General features: G+C 68.4%; 17 protein-coding genes. 4 read left to right on the top strand and 13 right to left on the bottom strand.

What is annotated here, in order from left to right:
- Positions 1–304: 304 nt before the first annotated feature.
- From J7E91_RS32905 to J7E91_RS32885, 5 genes are all read right to left on the bottom strand, one after another.
- Entirely contained in the window at positions 305–514 is a 210-nt protein-coding gene (locus J7E91_RS32905) for a DUF397 domain-containing protein (RefSeq protein ID WP_214910644.1), read from the bottom strand.
- Between the two features lie 635 nt (positions 515–1,149).
- Positions 1,150–1,989 (bottom strand): helix-turn-helix transcriptional regulator, encoded by an 840-nt coding sequence (locus J7E91_RS32900; protein WP_214910642.1) that lies wholly within the window; start codon positions 1,987–1,989, stop codon positions 1,150–1,152.
- On the bottom strand, positions 1,989–2,504 hold the full coding sequence (locus tag J7E91_RS32895) for a DUF6879 family protein (protein ID WP_214910640.1): 516 nt from the start codon (positions 2,502–2,504) through the stop codon (positions 1,989–1,991). Before J7E91_RS32895 ends, J7E91_RS32900 begins: the two co-directional genes overlap by 1 nt.
- Positions 2,488–2,700: a hypothetical protein gene (locus J7E91_RS32890; protein WP_214910638.1), complete on the bottom strand. Its 213-nt coding sequence runs from the start codon at positions 2,698–2,700 to the stop codon at positions 2,488–2,490. The genes J7E91_RS32895 and J7E91_RS32890 overlap by 17 nt, the downstream gene beginning before the upstream one ends.
- Before the next feature lie 303 nt (positions 2,701–3,003).
- Positions 3,004–4,161, bottom strand: a complete 1,158-nt coding sequence (locus J7E91_RS32885) for an acyl-CoA dehydrogenase family protein (protein ID WP_214910636.1) — start codon at positions 4,159–4,161, stop codon at positions 3,004–3,006.
- A 177-nt stretch (positions 4,162–4,338) separates the two neighbouring features.
- Between J7E91_RS32885 and J7E91_RS32880 the strand changes: the two genes are divergently transcribed.
- Positions 4,339–5,685 carry a UDP-glucose/GDP-mannose dehydrogenase family protein gene (locus tag J7E91_RS32880; RefSeq protein ID WP_214910652.1) on the top strand — a complete coding sequence of 449 codons (1,347 nt, stop codon included), beginning with the start codon at positions 4,339–4,341 and terminating at the stop codon, positions 5,683–5,685.
- 88 nt (positions 5,686–5,773) lie between these two features.
- On the opposite strand, the gene J7E91_RS32875 is transcribed toward J7E91_RS32880, so the two are convergent.
- Positions 5,774–6,277, bottom strand: coding sequence for a CGNR zinc finger domain-containing protein (locus tag J7E91_RS32875; protein ID WP_214910634.1), 504 nt, complete (start codon positions 6,275–6,277; stop codon positions 5,774–5,776).
- 97 nt (positions 6,278–6,374) lie between these two features.
- Between J7E91_RS32875 and J7E91_RS32870 the strand changes: the two genes are divergently transcribed.
- Positions 6,375–6,746: a VOC family protein gene (locus tag J7E91_RS32870; protein WP_214910631.1), complete on the top strand. Its 372-nt coding sequence runs from the start codon at positions 6,375–6,377 to the stop codon at positions 6,744–6,746.
- A gap of 10 nt (positions 6,747–6,756) precedes the next feature.
- On the opposite strand, the gene J7E91_RS32865 is transcribed toward J7E91_RS32870, so the two are convergent.
- The 4 genes from J7E91_RS32865 to J7E91_RS32850 all read right to left on the bottom strand — a co-directional run bounded on the left by J7E91_RS32865 (position 6,757) and on the right by J7E91_RS32850 (position 11,227).
- Positions 6,757–7,959, bottom strand: coding sequence for a dipeptidase (locus J7E91_RS32865; RefSeq protein WP_214910629.1), 1,203 nt, complete (start codon positions 7,957–7,959; stop codon positions 6,757–6,759).
- A 420-nt stretch (positions 7,960–8,379) separates the two neighbouring features.
- A complete protein-coding gene (locus J7E91_RS32860; RefSeq protein ID WP_214910627.1) occupies positions 8,380–9,576 on the bottom strand; it encodes a dipeptidase in 1,197 nt (398 codons plus the stop codon).
- Entirely contained in the window at positions 9,573–10,112 is a 540-nt protein-coding gene (purE, locus tag J7E91_RS32855) for a 5-(carboxyamino)imidazole ribonucleotide mutase (RefSeq protein ID WP_214910625.1), read from the bottom strand. The genes J7E91_RS32860 and purE overlap by 4 nt, the downstream gene beginning before the upstream one ends.
- Complete coding sequence (locus J7E91_RS32850; protein WP_251016622.1) at positions 10,109–11,227, bottom strand: 5-(carboxyamino)imidazole ribonucleotide synthase; 1,119 nt, start codon at positions 11,225–11,227, stop codon at positions 10,109–10,111. Before J7E91_RS32850 ends, purE begins: the two co-directional genes overlap by 4 nt.
- 173 nt (positions 11,228–11,400) lie before the next feature.
- Here J7E91_RS32850 and J7E91_RS32845 point away from each other — a divergent pair, with 173 nt between their 5' ends.
- Positions 11,401–11,916 carry a GtrA family protein gene (locus J7E91_RS32845; RefSeq protein ID WP_214910620.1) on the top strand — a complete coding sequence of 172 codons (516 nt, stop codon included), beginning with the start codon at positions 11,401–11,403 and terminating at the stop codon, positions 11,914–11,916.
- Between the two features lie 13 nt (positions 11,917–11,929).
- Here J7E91_RS32845 and J7E91_RS32840 read toward each other — a convergent pair whose 3' ends face one another.
- Together J7E91_RS32840 and J7E91_RS32835 are read right to left on the bottom strand one after the other, a co-directional pair.
- Complete coding sequence (locus J7E91_RS32840; RefSeq protein WP_214910618.1) at positions 11,930–13,216, bottom strand: ATP-binding protein; 1,287 nt, start codon at positions 13,214–13,216, stop codon at positions 11,930–11,932.
- Between the two features lie 15 nt (positions 13,217–13,231).
- The gene (locus J7E91_RS32835; RefSeq protein WP_214910616.1) at positions 13,232–13,909 is read right to left on the bottom strand and encodes a response regulator transcription factor; all 678 of its coding nucleotides are present in this window, start codon (positions 13,907–13,909) and stop codon (positions 13,232–13,234) included.
- A gap of 378 nt (positions 13,910–14,287) precedes the next feature.
- Here J7E91_RS32835 and J7E91_RS32830 point away from each other — a divergent pair, with 378 nt between their 5' ends.
- Positions 14,288–15,793 (top strand): peptide MFS transporter, encoded by a 1,506-nt coding sequence (locus J7E91_RS32830; RefSeq protein WP_214910614.1) that lies wholly within the window; start codon positions 14,288–14,290, stop codon positions 15,791–15,793.
- Between the two features lie 98 nt (positions 15,794–15,891).
- On the opposite strand, the gene J7E91_RS32825 is transcribed toward J7E91_RS32830, so the two are convergent.
- On the bottom strand, positions 15,892–16,392 hold the full coding sequence (locus J7E91_RS32825) for a hypothetical protein (RefSeq protein ID WP_214910612.1): 501 nt from the start codon (positions 16,390–16,392) through the stop codon (positions 15,892–15,894).
- Between the last annotated feature and the right edge of the window lie 107 nt (positions 16,393–16,499).

Raw genomic sequence — 16,499 nt, 5'->3', positions numbered from 1 at the left:
CGCTTCCTAAAACACGGCCTAGCGGCCACGACGCCACGACGTCGAAGGGGCTGGGACGGATCACCGTCCCGGCCCCTCCGTCTTGTGCGAATCGCCAGCGTCGGGCGCGCGGGCAGTCCGCCTCAGTGCTCACGCAGTCGGGCCGGGGCTCGTGTCGCAGCGTTGCGCCACCACCACAAGCCCCGGCAGTCGGGCAGGGAGAGCCCGAAGAACGCCCCGCACTGTGCACACCACGGCAACCCGTTCTCAGGGTCCCTGGGGCAATCAGCAGCACAGCGGGGGCAGTTCTCCACGGGTCCTACTCTCAGGTGGTCACGTCGAACTCTCCGGCCTTTACGGCGTCCGTGAGCGTCGCCCACTGGTCGACCGTCATGGTGACGATGGTGTCGGGTCGCTCGCTGTCCCGCAACGCCACCACTCCCGGCATGTTGAGCGCCACCTGGGGGCAGTTGTCCACTCGCGCATCACGGCATGCCGCAGCGCTGACGAACTCGAATTCCGGTCGTTCGGTCATGGTGCCTATTCCCTTCGCCGAACAGCGCGGAGACGGTCCCCGCACCGCATTTGCTGACCCGCCCCTGCCGGGGTTCCCGACGCGGAGTTGCCTTGACGGAGACATCAACCAGCAGGAAGCGGGAACCTAGGGGCACGCGCGACGCACTGCGCGCAGAGTGGCGTCGAGTTCGGCCTTGAGCCGGCGGAACTCCGAGGAAGCCTCGATGGCTTCGCACTCCGGATCGGCGAACTCGAAAGTGTGGCCGCCGGGATGAGTCCCAAAGGGCGTGCATGACTCGTCACATACGCCACGCGTGGCAGCGTCGCGGTAGCTGCAACAGATACGGCAACTCTCGTTCACCATCGAATCGGTCCCTCCAGCTTTCCACCCGCGCACGCAGGACACCGAACCTCAAACGTGTACGCGCAGGTGCTGCACCCAGCAAAACCGCAGCAGTTGGGGCACCAAATCGAGCGGGTGCCAATGCAGCGACCGCAGTACTCGAACGGCTTCGGCGGCCGCCTAGACAGCGAGGCTTGGTGCCCATCTGTGGTGACAGCCATCAGCTCATCACTTGCCCCTCCGAGTTCCCTTGGTAGGGCATAAACGTAAGGGGTGTTTCGACTTGGAGCCGGAGTCATTCCCGTTGTGGGCTAAAGATCATGAAGGATGGACTCAACGGACTCAGAAAGAAACTGACGAGCCGCCTCGCCAAAAAGAGCTTGCTGCTCGTACATCGAGAAGATCTCTAGGTACTGAGCTACGTCCCTGGGGTCCTGAAACACGATTCTTCCGGTGAATGTCTCGACTGTGGCGAGTCGCCCATCGTAGGTCGTGAACGTGTTCATGGGTCCACGGGTGCTGCGTGTTCCGTTCGGAAGAACCCCGACTCGAATGTTGGGGAGTCGAGATAGTGAGGCCAGGCGATCGACCTGAATGGCGAGGGCCGATGGCGGAACTATCGCCCATCTGATGGCTTGCTCGGTAAGAAGAAACGTGAACGACTTCGAGGAGTCGTAAAGGATGGCCTGACGCTCAAGCTTCTTTGCAACAGTCTTTGTCGTGTCTCCCGGAGAATGGGTAAGGCTTGCCTTGATGTACTCCGGGGTTGCCAGCAAACCCGTGACCATGGCGGGCAGGAAGTACCGGAGATCTGTCGAGGTAGCTTCGAGCGAGGCCAGTTCGGCCTGTCGCTTCTCAAGCCCCCGTCGCCAGGATGAACGTTTGTCCTGCCACTCGGTGTTAGCGATGCGCGCAAGCGCCGTCACCTCGGCCACGAGCTCTTGCGGGGCCTCAAGGGCAGTCAGAATTCGTTCAACGTCTACGAGACTCGGGGTTACCTTTCCGGTCTCGATCTTTGAAATTTTGCTCTGACTCATGGCGCAACGCTTAGCGAGCCGGTCCCCTGTGAGACCGACTCGCTTCCGCAACGCTCTCAGCGTCTCAGCTAGGTCGCTCTTTGACTGCCCTAGCTGCTCAGGCTCTAGTGTCACTAGTGGTCTTTCGCGTACTCCGCGTACGGGATGGCAGCATCAAGGGCAAGGCGCTTCCAGATCCGGTAAGGCTCAAGGTCCCCTTCAACCACTTCCCGATTGATCTGCGTTCCGTCGGGCCGGTAGTTCAGCTGAACCACTCGTGCATCGTCGAACATCCACCAGTCTTGCTCGGTCGGCAGATCGAGTTCCGTCACAGTCAGATCGAGAATCCGGATAGCTTCGCCGGCTGCGACGTTGCCCGGGATTCCCCATGAAAGCTGGTAACGCTGGTAGTCCGTGAGCGGTTGTTGAACGACACGCACTCGACCAATCCGCTTACCGGACTCCACGTATGCGCGGACCCGCCCATGCCATCGACTGTTGTGGTCATGCGGCTTTGGTTCGCCACGCAGGAAGCTTGCCAAGCTCGCGGCCTCATTGGGCATGGTGTACTTCGGCTGAGTCTCAAACCGAAAGGCTTCGCGTTCGAAGCCGTCGAAGAACTTTCGCCACTCGTCACCATCCAAGAACACGAATAGCCTCCCTCAGAACATGCTCGGGGATCTCCACGAGACCTTCGCCGTCCGGTGCCTGGAAGCCGTCGAAGGTGTCCCCCTGGACGACGAACGTGCCGCGCTTGGTGGCATACACGTTCGGGCAATCGTCGTCGTCACAGTTCGGTCCGTAGACGTTCCCTGTGAGACGCGTAAGTCCCTCTTTGGCCGCCATGCCGCCCCCTTCTCGGCCGGGTGCCTCCCGACCGCGCAGACGACGCTAGGAGACCGCTCGGTGAGGCGTCTATGCCGGAACGGGACTATTCCAGTACTGGAATAAGAATCTTGGTCGGAGAGGGCCCTTGCCTGCTCTGCGGGTGACAACGAGTCTCCTGACCACACGTCAGAGGATCACTGCACTGGCCAGCACCGGGCCAGCCTGAGATCAGGAAGCGGGCTGAACCATCCGGAGACATCCGGAAGCCAAGAGGCACCCCGAGGGGTGCCTCTGACCTGCTAGTTCGGATGAAATTTGAGGCTACGGAAGGTTCCTCGCCATCACGATCCGCTGGACCTGGTTCGTGCCCTCGTAGATCTGGGTGATCTTGGCGTCGCGCATCATGCGTTCGACCGGGTAGTCGCGGGTGTAGCCGTAGCCGCCGAGGAGCTGGACCGCGTCCGTGGTGATCTCCATGGCAGCGTCGGAGGCGTAGCACTTGGCCGCGGCGCCGAAGAAGGTCAGGTCGGCGTCGACGCGCTCGGACTTGGCGGCGGCCGCGTACGTGAGCTGGCGGGCGGCCTCCAGCTTCATGGCCATGTCGGCGAGCATGAACTGGACGCCCTGGAAGTCGCCGATCGGCTTGCCGAACTGCTTGCGCTCCTGGACGTAGCCCTTGGCGTAGTCGAGGGCGCCCTGGGCGATGCCGAGGGCCTGGGCCGCGATCGTGATGCGGGTGTGGTCCAGGGTCTTCATCGCGGTGGCGAAGCCGGTGCCCTCCTCGCCGATCATGCGGTCGGCGGGGATGCGGACGTTGTCGAGGTAGACCTCGCGGGTCGGCGAGCCCTTGATGCCGAGCTTCTTCTCCGGCGCGCCGAAGGACACGCCCTCGTCCGACTTCTCGACGACGAAGGCGCTGATGCCCTTGGAGCGCTTGGCCGGGTCGGTGACGGCCATGACCGTGTAGTACTCACTGACGCCCGCGTTGGTGATCCACCGCTTCACGCCGTTGAGCACCCAGTAGTCGCCGTCGCGGACCGCCTTGGTCTTCATGCCCGCCGCGTCGGAGCCCGCGTCCGGCTCGGAGAGGCAGTACGAGAACATGCCCTCGCCCTTGGCGAGCGGCGTCATGTACTTCTTCTTCAGGTCCTCGCTGCCGGAGAGGATGACCGGGAGCGAGCCGAGCTTGTTGACCGCCGGGATCAGGGAGGAGGAGGCGCAGACCCGCGCGACCTCTTCGATGACGATGACGGTGGCCAGGGCGTCCGCGCCCGCGCCGCCGTAGGCCTCGGGGACGTGGATGGCCTGGAGGTCGGAGGAGACCAGGGCCTCCAGCGCCTCCTGCGGGAAGCGGGCCTCCTCGTCGACCTCTGCGGCGTACGGCGCGATCTTCGCCTCGGCGAGCGAGCGCACCGCGTCACGGAGCATGTCGTGCTCCTCGGACGTGCGGTACAGGTCGAAATCAGGCGAGCCTGCCAAGGTCTCTCACTCCCCAAGGATGCTAACTACCGTTAAGTAACCCCAATTTTAGGGGGCAGGGCGGCTGTAGGGATACGTGAGCTTGCCGACAGGGGGGAACACGGGAACAGGTTCCCGTGGGCACGCCCGACTATGCTCGGTCGGCGAATGTCTGCCCGCACCTCTCTGGAGCACTCCATGGCCCTCAAGATCACCGTGATCGGCACCGGGTACCTCGGCGCCACCCACGCCGCGGCCATGGCTGAGCTGGGCTTCGAAGTCCTCGGCCTCGATGTCGTGCCCGAGAAGATCGAGATGCTGGCGGCCGGTAAGGTCCCGATGTACGAACCGGGGCTCGAAGACCTGCTGCGCAAGCATGTCGCGGGGATCGAGGGGTCGAGCGGGCGACTGCGCTTCACCACCTCGTGGGAGGAGATCGGCGCGTTCGGCGACGTGCACTTCGTGTGCGTGAACACGCCGCAGAAGCACGGTGAGTACGCGTGCGACATGAGTTACGTCGAGTCCGCCTTCACCTCGCTCGCGCCGCAGCTGACCCGCCCGGCGCTGGTTGTCGGCAAGTCGACCGTCCCGGTGGGCAGCGCGGAACGGCTCGCGAAGCTGCTCACGGAGCTCGCCCCCGTGGGGGCGGACGCGGAACTCGCGTGGAACCCGGAGTTCCTGCGCGAGGGGTTCGCCGTACAGGACACGCTGCACCCGGACCGGATCGTGGCCGGTGTGGAGAGTGAGCGCGCGGAGAAGCTGCTGCGTGAGGTGTACGCCGGTCCGATCGAGGAGGGGTCTCCCTTCGTGGTGACCGACTTCCCGACCGCCGAGCTCGTGAAGACGTCCGCGAATTCCTTCCTGGCGACGAAGATCTCGTTCATCAACGCGATGGCCGAGGTGTGCGAGGCGGCCGACGGCGACGTGGTGAAGCTGGCCGAGGCCATCGGGTACGACGAGCGGATCGGCAAGAAGTTCCTGCGCGCCGGCATCGGCTTCGGCGGCGGCTGCCTGCCCAAGGACATCCGGGCCTTCATGGCGCGCGCGGGTGAGCTGGGCGCCGACCAGGCACTCACGTTCCTGCGCGAGGTCGACTCGATCAACATGCGGCGGCGAGGCCACATGGTCGAGCTGGCGCGCGAGGCCGTCGGTGGCAGCGGCGGCTTCCTGGGGAAGCGGGTCGCGGTGCTGGGTGCGACGTTCAAGCCGGACTCGGACGACGTACGGGACTCGCCGGCGCTCAATGTCGCCGGGCAGATCCACCTCCAGGGCGGTCAGGTGACTGTGTACGACCCGAAGGGCATGGAGAACGCGCAGCGACTCTTCCCCACCCTTGGATACGCCCCGACCGCGGTCGACGCGGTGCGCGGCGCGGACGTGGTGCTGCACCTGACGGAGTGGCGCGAGTTCCGGGAGCTGGACCCGGAGATGCTGGGCGAGGTGGCTTCGGAGCGGCTGATCCTGGACGGGCGCAACGCGCTGGATCCGGAGCTGTGGCGCGGGGCGGGCTGGACGTACCGGGCGATGGGCAGGCCGAAGGCGTAAGGGCTTTTGAGGCTTCTGGTGAGGGCGTCCTCCTGAGTACGCCGACTTCGGTCGGCCGGGGGGCGCCCTTCGCGTTTCACCCGCCCCGTCAGGATTTCGTGCGGCCCGCGCGGTACTTGCGCATCTTGGCGCGGCTGCCGCAGACCGCCATCGTGCACCAGCGGCTCCGGCCCGCCGGGCTGCGGTCGTAGTACGCCCACAGGCAGTCCTCGGCCTCGCACGCCTTGAGGCGCAGCCACGTGCCGTCGGCGCTCGCCGTCGCGATGGCCGCGGCCACGCGGGAGGCGAGGGCACCGGGATCCGCGGGGCGCAGGGAGGCCGCTCCCGCGCCGTCCACCGTGACCAGGAGCGGGGCCGCCGCCAGTAGCCGGTCGAGGGGCGCGGTGGATACGTCGTGACCCGCGTGGGCCAGGCACGCGGCGCGCAGGGCCTCGCGGAGTTCGCGCGCCGCCGGTACGTCGGTTTCGGCGAGGCCGAAAGCCGTGCGGCCGGCCTCCGTGTCGAGGGAGTCCGCGCCCGTCTCCACGTCGAGGGTGTTCACCAGGGCTTCCACCAGTGCGAGCTCTCCCGGTGCGGGTGCCCTGTCATTCATGGTTGCGAGGTTACCCCCAATGCGGGAGTATGCAGTAACGGTTACCGGTTGAGCGGGTTTACCGGTAACAACTGACCGGCCTGAGGGAGGAATCAGCATGGGAAACACAGCCGTCGCCAAGCTGGGGACCGTCGTTCTGGACTGTCCGGACCCGGACGCTCTCGCGCGCTTCTACGCGGAGCTGCTGGGCGGGGAGCCCAAGGGCGGCGACGAGGCGTGGGTGGACCTCGACGGATACGAGGGGACGCCGCTCGCCTTCCAGAAGGCGCCCGGGTTCGTACCACCGCGGTGGCCCGCGCCGGAGGGCTCGCAGCAGTTTCATCTCGACCTGACGGTCGACGATCTGGACGCGGCGGAAGAACGGGCGCTCGCGCTCGGCGCGAAGCCGCTGGACGCTGCCGACCGGGGGCGGTCCTGGCGGGTCTACGCCGACCCGGCCGGGCACCCGTTCTGCCTCTGCGCCTGCTGAGCGGCCGGCGTCACGGGGTGACGGGGACGGGATGGCGGCGGCGGGTGGCGCGGGAGATGAACTCCATGTCCCGTACCACCCGCGCCGCGTTGCCCCACGTCAGCAGGGCCAGGTCGGCCTCGTCCCAGCCGCGGTCGAACAGCTCCGCGATGAGATGCGGGTAGCACGAGACGTCCCGGAGGTCGTCCCCGTGCGGTACGTCGGCCACATCCGCCCCGTACATGCCACTGAGTCCGACGCACTCCCGGCCCGCCACCTCGCGCACGTGGTCGAGATGATCGGCGACCCGGCGCACGGTCTGTTCGGGGGCGAAGCCGACCATGCAGACGCCCTTGTCGGGGGTGAGGGCGCGCAGTACGCCATCGGAGGCGTTGGCCGGGGCGTCGGTGAGTGCGCGGGCTCCCGAGTGCGAGAGGACCACCGGGGCGCGGCTGACGGACAGCACGCCGTGCACGGTTTCGGCGGGGGCGCCGGTCAGGTCGATGAGTACGCCGAGGCGGTTCATCTCCCGTACGACTTCCTGCCCGAAGGGGGTCAGCCCCTCCCCCTTGGCGCCCGCCCAGCGCGTGCCGGCGAACGCGAGGCTGCGTACGCCGAGTGCGTGGTACGCGCGGAGCGTGCCCAGGGACTCGCCCAGGGCGTGGCCGGAGACGGGGCCGAGGAGGGAGGCGATGCGTCCGCAGTTGCGGGCGTCGGCCATGTCGCCGGCGGAGAGGGCGAGACGCAGGCCCTCGGGGTAGGCGGCCACGACCTTCTTGACGAGGTCGATCTGTTCGAGGGTGGCGCTGATGGCCCGGTCGCCGGCGTACTCCGCCGGGACGAGGAGAGACCAGAACTGGGCGCCGACGCCGCCGGTGCGCAGGCGGGGGATGTCGGTGTCCAGGGTGCTCTCGCCCAGCTCCAGGTCGTGCCACTGGCGCTGGGCGAGGGTCCAGGCGAGGCGGTTGAACCCGTCGGCGACGGGGTGCTCGACGAGGAGCGCGCGGGCGCGGCCGAGGCTGTCCTCGGGGGCGGGTGGCGGGGCAGGCTCGGGTTCGTCGGACGCCGGCTCTTCGAACACGATCTCGTCGATCTCGTTAGGCGGCGCGGCCTCGGACAAGCCCTCCGGAGGCGCGGCTTCCGTGCTCTCCGGGACGTCGGTCCGCGGTATTCGGTCGAGCTCGCCGACCGCGGCGGTGGACGAGGTGTGCGGGTCGTCCTGCAGATCTGCCATGACGGGACTCCGAATTCATGGACGAAGTACGGCCACGGTGACACGGGAGCGGCGAGGCTTCACGGCGGGTGGTGCGTTCGGGGTACGGGCCTTGCGCGGGGCGGGGCCGGGGGGCCGCTGCGCGGGGCCTTCCCCTACCCGCCCCTTCCCGAACTGGGGCTCCGCCCCAGACCCCGGACGCCCTACGGGCGTGTCCTCAAACACCGGAGGGGCTGAAATTGCCGCGTTGCGGCAACCGCCGGCGGGCACGCCCGGCCCCGCTTCGCTTGCCACGCCACCGGGGAGGGGACGTGTCGGGGCGCTCCCCGCAGGGTGTCGAACGCAACCACCGGGAAGGAAACAACACCTACCCGAACGTTCGGCACCCGAGGAGACGCCCCGGCGCGGCACCGACCCCAAAGCCCCCGCGCAAGCGACCCGCTACCCGTCCAGTTCCGCGAGGGTCGCGTTCGACGGGGGGTGGTGTTGCAGGGCCTTCGAGACCGACTCCGCGTCGCGCAGTGCCCGTACCGCGTTGTGCCAGGTCAGTTTGGCTACGTCGGGCTCCGACCAGCCACGCCGCAGCAGCTCCGCGATCAGGTTCGGGTAGCCTGCCACGTCCTCCAGGCCGGCCGGGGTGAACGCCGTGCCGTCGTAGTCGCCGCCGATGCCGATGTGGTCGATGCCCGCGACCTCGCGCATGTGGTCGAGGTGGTCGGCGACCGTCGCCACCGTCGCGACCGGCCGCGGGTTCGCCTCCTCGAACGCGGCGTGAACCTTCATCGCGTCCGGCGTCGTCGCCAGGTGGTGCAAGCCGTGCGCCCGCATGTTCTCGTCGGCGCGCCGCGTCCACTCCACCGCCTCCGGCAGCACGAACTTCGGCACGAACGTCGCCATGGCCACACCCCCGTTCGCCGGGAGCAGCTCCAGTACGTCGTCCGGAATGTTGCGCGGGTGGTCGCACACCGCCCGCGCCGACGAGTGCGAGAAGATCACCGGGGCCGCCGACACCTCCAGGGCCGCCCGCATCGTCGTGGCCGCCACGTGGGACAGGTCGACCAGCATGCCGACGCGGTTCATCTCGCGGACCACCTCGCGGCCGAACGGCGAAAGGCCGCCCACCCCCGGCTCGTCCGTGGCCGAGTCCGCCCACGCGATGTTGTCGTTGTGGGTCAGGGTCATGTACCGGACGCCCAGCGTGTGCAGCGCCCGCAGGGTGGCGAGGGAGTTGTTGATCGAGTGGCCGCCCTCGGCCCCCGTCAAAGAGGCGATCCGCCCCTCGCCCCGCGCCGACTCCATGTCGTCCGCCGTCAGCGCGCGCACCAGGTGGTCCGGGTAGCGGGCCAGGAGTTGCGTGACGACGTCGATCTGCTCCAGCGTCGCGCTGACCGCGTCGTCCCCGGCCAGGTCGGAGCATACGTACACGGACCAGAACTGCGCCCCGACACCCCCCGCCCGCAGGCGGGGGATGTCGGTGTGGAGGCAGGCGGACTGGTCGGTGGCGATGTCCCGCCGGTCCAGGTCGTAACGGACCTGCTCGCGCAGCGCCCACGGCAGGTCGTTGTGGCCGTCGACCACCGGGTACGCGGCGAGCAACTCGCGGGCCCTGGCCAGTTGGTCCGCGTCCGGAGCCTTCACTTGCCGAAGCCGAAGGAGTCCGCGCCCTGCGCCTTCGCGCGCAGCCGCTTGCCCTTCTCCGTCGCCTGGTCGTTCAGCTCCTGCTGGAACTCCCGCATGCGGGCGAGGAGTTCCACGTCGTGCGCCGCGAGCATGCGGGTCGCCAGCAGCCCCGCGTTGCGCGCGCCCGCCACCGAGACCGTGGCAACCGGGACACCCGCCGGCATCTGCACGATGGACAGAAGCGAGTCCATGCCGTCGAGGTACTTGAGCGGGACCGGTACGCCGATCACCGGCAGCGGCGTCACCGACGCCAGCATGCCCGGCAGGTGCGCCGCGCCGCCCGCGCCCGCGATGATCACCTTGAGGCCGCGGCCGTCCGCCTCCTCGCCGTACGCGATCATCTCGCGCGGCATCCGGTGCGCCGAGACGACGTCGACCTCGTACGGAATCGAGAACTCGTCCAGCGCCTTGGCCGCCGCCTCCATGACGGGCCAGTCGGAGTCCGACCCCATCACGATGCCGACTACGGGAGCGGAAGCAGCAGAGGTCGTCATTCGGTGATCGTTCCTCGCAGGTAGCCGGCGGCGTGACGGGCGCGCTCCAGCGCGTCGTCGAGGTCGTCGCCGTAGGTGTTGACGTGGCCGACCTTGCGGCCGGGCTTCACGTCCTTTCCGTACATGTGGATCTTGAGCTGCGGGTCGCGCGCCATGCAGTGCAGGTACGCCTGGTACATGTCCGGGTAGTCGCCGCCGAGGACGTTCGCCATGACCGTCCACTTCGCGCGCGGGCGCGGGTCGCCGAGCGGCAGGTCCAGGACGGCCCGCACATGGTTGGCGAACTGCGAGGTGACCGCGCCGTCCTGCGTCCAGTGCCCGGAGTTGTGCGGGCGCATCGCCAGTTCGTTGACCAGGATCCGGCCGTCCACCGTCTCGAAGAGTTCGACGGCGAGGTGGCCGACGACGCCGAGCTCCTTCGCTATGCGCAGCGCCAGCGCCTGCGCCTGGCCGCCGAGCTCGTCGGAGAGGCCGGGCGCCGGGGCGATCACGGTGTCGCAGACTCCGTCGACCTGCCGCGACTCGACGACGGGGTAGGCGACGGCCTGGCCGTGCGGGGAGCGGACGATGTTCGCCGCCAGTTCCCGTACGAAGTCGACCTTCTCCTCCGCGAGGACCGGGACGCCCGCCTTGAAGGGCTCCTCCGCGTCCTTCTCGTCGCGTACGAACCAGACGCCCTTGCCGTCGTATCCGCCGCGCACGGTCTTGAGGATCACCGGGAAGCCGCCGGTCTCGGTGGCGAAGGCCACCGCGTCCGCCGGGTCGCTCACGATGCGGTGGCGCGGGCAAGGCGCTCCGATCTGCGTGAGCTTCGCTCGCATCACGCCCTTGTCCTGGGCGTGCACCAGTGCGTCGGGCCCCGGCCGGACGGGGATGCCGTCCGCTTCCAGGGCCCGCAGGTGCTCGGTCGGGACGTGCTCGTGATCGAAAGTGATCACGTCGCAGCCGCGCGCGAAAGCGCGCAGTGTGTCCAGATCGCGGTAGTCGCCGATGACGACATCGCTGACGACCTGGGCCGCCGAGTCCTGGGGGGTGTCACTGAGGAGCTTGAATCTGATGCCGAGGGGGATGCCTGCCTCGTGGGTCATACGGGCGAGCTGACCGCCACCGACCATGCCGACTACGGGGAACGTCACTCCTCCAGGGTATCCGCAGGCCCGCGGGCCCCTGTCCGCGGCTGGCTCTCACCCGCGCGCCGGACATCTCCGGAAGCCGCTGGTTAGCATGGCTGGGTTGACGACATGACCGAACGTCGACGACATCGACCGAAACGGGGCTTGCGAACACCATGATCGGACGGGACGGTGGCCCCCTGCGCAGGCGCCTGGAGCAGCTCGCGCGCGAGTTCGCCAAGTTCGGCACCGTCGGCGGGCTGGGGCTCCTCGTGGACCTCGGGCTGTTCAACCTGCTGTGCCACTTCATGGACGTCCCGGTCGTCCCCGGCGGCATCATCGCCACAGTCGTCGCGATCGGCTTCAACTACCTGGGCTTTCGCTACTTCACCTACCGGGAGCGCGACAAGGACCACAAGAGCCGGGAGCTGACCCTCTTCCTGCTGTTCAGCGCGATCGGCCTGGTGATCCAGAGCGGTGTGCTGTACGTCGCGACGTCCGGCTTCGGCTGGGACAGCCCGCTCCAGAGCAACGCCTTCAAGTTCCTCGGCATCGGCATCGCGACCATCTTCCGGTTCTGGTCGTACCGCACCTGGGTCTTCCAGAAGCTGCCGGTGACGCGCGACGCCGCGCAGGCGGCGGGTCCGTTCCTGGACGACCCGCGGGTAGTCGAAGGCGACCGCGTCACCTGACGTCGCCTGACCGTCACCTGACCGTCGGCTCGGGCTGCGGCTCGGGCGGCGGCTCCTCCCCCTTGGGACGCGTCACCCTGCTCAGGAAGAGCGCGAAGACCGGCGGCTGCTGCTGGAGCATTTCGAGGCGCCCGCCGTCCGCCTCCGCCAGGTCGCGCGCGACGGCCAGGCCGATCCCGGTGGAGTTACGGCCGCTGATGCTGCGCTCGAAGATCCGCGCGCCGAGGTCGGCGGGGACGCCGGGACCCTCGTCGGTCACCTCGATGACGGCCTGATTGCCGGTGACGCGGGTACGCAGCGCGACCGTACCGCCACCGTGCATGAGGGAGTTCTCGATCAGCGCGGCGAGTACCTGGGCGACGGCGCCCGGCGTGCCGACGGCCCGCATGCCGTGCTTGCCCGAGTGCACGATGGCGCGGCCCGCGCTGCGGTAGGCCGGGCGCCACTCCTCGATCTGCTGTTTGACGACCTCGTCGAGGTCGAAGGCGACGGCGGAGCCGGTGCGCGGGTCGCGGGAATTGGTGAGCAGCCGCTGCACGACGTCGGTGAGCCGCTCGACCTGTGTCAGCGCGATCGTCGCCTCCTCCTTCACCGTGTCCAGGTCCTCGGTGAGGGTGATCTCCTCCAGCCGCATGGAGAGCGCGGTCAGCGGCGTACGGAGCTGGTGGGAGGCGTCGGCGGCGAGTCTGCGCTCGGCGGTGAGCATCCGGCCGATGCGCTCGGCGCTGGAGTCGAGCACGTCGGCGACCCGGTCGAGCTCGGGTACGCCGTACCGCTTGTGGCGGGGGCGCGGGTCCCCCGAGCCGAGGCGCTCGGCGGTCTCGGCGAGGTCGGTGAGCGGGGAGGCCAGCCGGTTCGCCTGGCGTACGGCGAGCAGGACCGCGGCGATCACGGCGAGCAGCGCCACCGCCCCGATGATCATGAGCGTACGGCCGACTTCGTCGGTGACGGTGGAGCGGGACTCCATGACCGTGACGACCTCGCCGGAGTCGCCCCGCTCGACGCCCGTGATGACGCTGCCCTGGGGGCGTTCGCCGATCTCGATGGGGGCGCGGCCCGGCAGTTCGATGCGGGCGTACCGCCTGGGGTGGATCTGATCGCCCAGCACGCTGGGATTGACGCTCTCCTCACCGAGGACGCGGCTCTCCACGACGCTGATCAGGCGCACCGCCTCGGAGTCGACGCTCTCCTGGGCGCTGTTGCTGATGGTGCGCATCTCGACGATGACGAGGGAGACGCCGAAGACGGCGATGACGACGAGCACTACGGCGAGCGTGGAGTTGATCAGGCGGCGGCGCATGGCTGTGTGTGTACGTCAGCTCTTCTCGAAGCGGAAACCGACGCCCCGCACGGTGGCGATGTAGCGCGGATTGGCGGCGTCGTCGCCGAGCTTCTTGCGGAGCCACGAGATGTGCATGTCGAGGGTCTTGGTCGACGACCACCAGGTGGTGTCCCAGACCTCGCGCATCAACTGGTCGCGGGTGACGACGCGGCCCGCGGCCCGGACGAGGACCCGCAGGAGGTCGAACTCCTTTGCCGTGAGCTGGAGTTCCTCCTCGCCCATCCACGCACGGTGCGACTCGACGTCGATCCGTACGCCGTGGGTCGAGGGCGCGGGGGCGGGCTCGCTGGCGCCGCGCCGCAGGAGGGCCCGTACGCGGGCGAGGAGCTCGGCGAGCCGGAACGGCTTGGTGACGTAGTCGTCGGCGCCCGCGTCGAGGCCGACGACGGTGTCCACCTCGTCGGCGCGGGCGGTCAGCACCAGGATCGGGATGGCGTGGCCCTCGGCGCGCAGCCGGCGGGCGACCTCCAGGCCGTCCATGCCGGGCAGCCCCAGGTCGAGCACCACCAGGTCCACGCCGCCCTGGAGACCGGCGTCGAGCGCGGACGGGCCGTCCTCGCGCACCTCGACCTCGTAACCCTCCCGACGCAGGGCGCGGGCCAGTGGCTCCGAGATGGATGCGTCGTCCTCGGCGAGCAGTACACGGGTCATGGAGTGATGGTAGTCCGCGAGAAGGACAGGCCGCGGCCGGTCGCCACATGATCGTTCTGTCCTGCGGCTGTGGGATGCGATCCTGGTATCGACCTTGGAATCAGGTCTGTTGGTTCCGGCGCAACCTGTGATCCATCTCTCAAGTCCTTCCATATGCCCCCTTGTCGTGGCGTATGGTGGCGAGTCGTCTGCAGCAGGACCGAGGGCCCTTTGGGCAGCGAAACACGCCAAAGGGCTCTTTTCTCTGCGGGATCGGTATGCGCCCTCCCGCACGGTGAATGACCATGGGCCGGGCCACCCTCGCGCGACGCCGGCCGCCCCCCACCGGGCGCGTACCGCTCACGAGGCGGACGCGTCCCGAGCAAGCAAGGATCGACCATGGCGTCCAGCCTGACGAAGGACAGCCCCGGGGCCCCCTCGGGCGAGAAGACCTTCTTCGGCCACCCCCGCGGTATGGCCACGCTCTTCATGACGGAGATGTGGGAGCGCTTCTCCTGGTACGGAATGCGCGCCATCCTCACGCTCTACTTGGTGGCAGCCGTTCTCGACGGCCCCCTGGAGGACCGAAAGGTCCTCGCCGGCGCGATCTACGGCGTGTACAACGCCGTCGTGTACATGGCCGCCATGCCCGGCGGATGGGTCGCCGACCGTCTCTGGGGCGCGCGCAAGGCCGTTCTCGTCGGCGGCATCGTCATTGCCCTGGGGCACTTCACCCTGGCGATCCCGAGCGACATCGCCTTCTTCTGCGGCCTTGGACTCATCGCGGTCGGCACCGGCCTGCTGAAGCCGAACATCTCCGCGATGGTCGGTGGCCTCTACGAAGGCCAGCCCAGCGCTCGCCGTGACGCCGGTTTCACCCTCTTCTACATGGCGATCAACATCGGTGGCATGGTCGCCCCGCTGCTCGTCGGCTACCTCGGTGAGAACGTCAACTGGCACCTCGGTTTCGCCGTCGCCGGTATCGGCATGTCCCTCGCCGTCGTCCAGTACGTCCTGGGTGGCCGCCACCTCGGTGACATCGGCAGGGAGCCGGCCAAGCCCGCCACGCCGGAGGAGAAGCGCACGGTCCTGCGCAAGGTCGGGCTGTGGGTCGGCATCGCCGCCGCCGCGCTGGTGATCGACCTCCTGCTGGGTACGTACAAGATCGAGCACATCGTCAACGTTCTGGCCGTCCTCGGCGTGGTCGTGCCGATCGTCTACTTCGTCGTGATTTTCCGTAACCCCGCGCTCACCAGCGAGGACCGGCCGAAGATCAAGGCGTACGTGTGGTTCTTCGTGACCGCCGTGCTGTTCTGGATGATCTACGACCAGTCCGGGTCGCTGCTGACGCTCTTCGCCGACGAGAAGACGGACCGCATGATCGGCGGCTGGGAGTTCCCGGCCTCCTGGTACCAGTCGGTCAACCCGATGATGGTCATCATCCTGGCCCCCGTCTTCGCCACCCTGTGGGTCAAGCTCGCCCAGCGCAACCGCGAGCCCAGCACCCCGATGAAGTTCGCGCTGGCGATGCTTCTCATCGGTGGCTCCTTCGGCATCATGGGTCTGGCCGGCGCCGCCGCCGCGAACAGCGAGACCGGCAAGGTCACGGTCTTCTGGCTGCTGAGCGTCTACCTGGCGCAGACCATCGGTGAGATGTGCCTGTCGCCTGTCGGTCTGTCCCTGTCGACGAAGATGGCCCCGAAGCTGTTCGTCGGCCAGATCATGGGTCTGTGGTTCCTCGCCACGTCCACGGGCAACGCCCTCAACGGCTGGACCACCAAGCTGAACGCGCCGCTCGGTGACGCCCTCTACTACTCGCTGTGGGCGGTCATCGCCGTCGTCGCGGGTCTCGCCTTCATGACGGCGGGCAAGAAGATCCGGGCGCTCATGGGTGACGTCCGCTGACCTCACAGTCCCCGGCGAAGGCCGGTCCCGCGGCACGCATCCGCGTGCGGGGACCGGCCTTCATGCGTGTGCCAACCCGGGATGTGGGGTGGACGAGTTCAAACCGTCCGCGCGCGACGAGATCGAGGAACGATGCCTCGATGTGTGTCGACGGAACCGATCAGCGCCAGCAAGTCGTCAGGGAGGCGGGCCAGGGCGTTGTAACCGCGCCGCTCAGGTTCCTCACGGGGCGCGGGGTCGGCCATGCCGGACTGGGGGACGTTGTCGCCGAGGAACTCCTCCCACCAGGCGTCGGGGCGCGCGGTGCGAGTGAAGAACGTCCGCTGCACCCAGCGCGCACCCTCCGCGTCCTGCACGTCCCGGCGTACGCGCCGCAGGTGCCCGGCCTTGGAGAGGTTCCGCAGGATGGTGCCGAGGGCGCACTGGCCGAAGTCGTCCAGCTCCCTGGCCAGCGTCTTGATGGAGATGTCGGCGCCGTCGGGCAGCCGGTCGATGTACGTGGCGATCGCTGCTTCACGCCTGGGCAGATGTGCGAAGTCGCGGCCGTGGCGGGGTTCCTGGTCCGGTGCGCTCTGTTTTCCGAACCCGGGCTTGGCCATCGGGTGGGCGGGCGCGTGCAGGGCGGCGCGGCTAAGCCGCTGACAGCCATGGGATCGCTCTCTTCGATCTTGATGGTGAGACCCCTGTGTGGTGTTGTCGCACCACG

The organism is Streptomyces sp. ISL-99 (assembly GCF_018614005.1).
In the GTDB taxonomy this organism is placed as follows: Bacteria; Actinomycetota; Actinomycetes; order Streptomycetales; family Streptomycetaceae; genus Streptomyces; species Streptomyces flavidovirens.
This window is presented reverse-complemented; position numbering and strand designations above follow the sequence as displayed.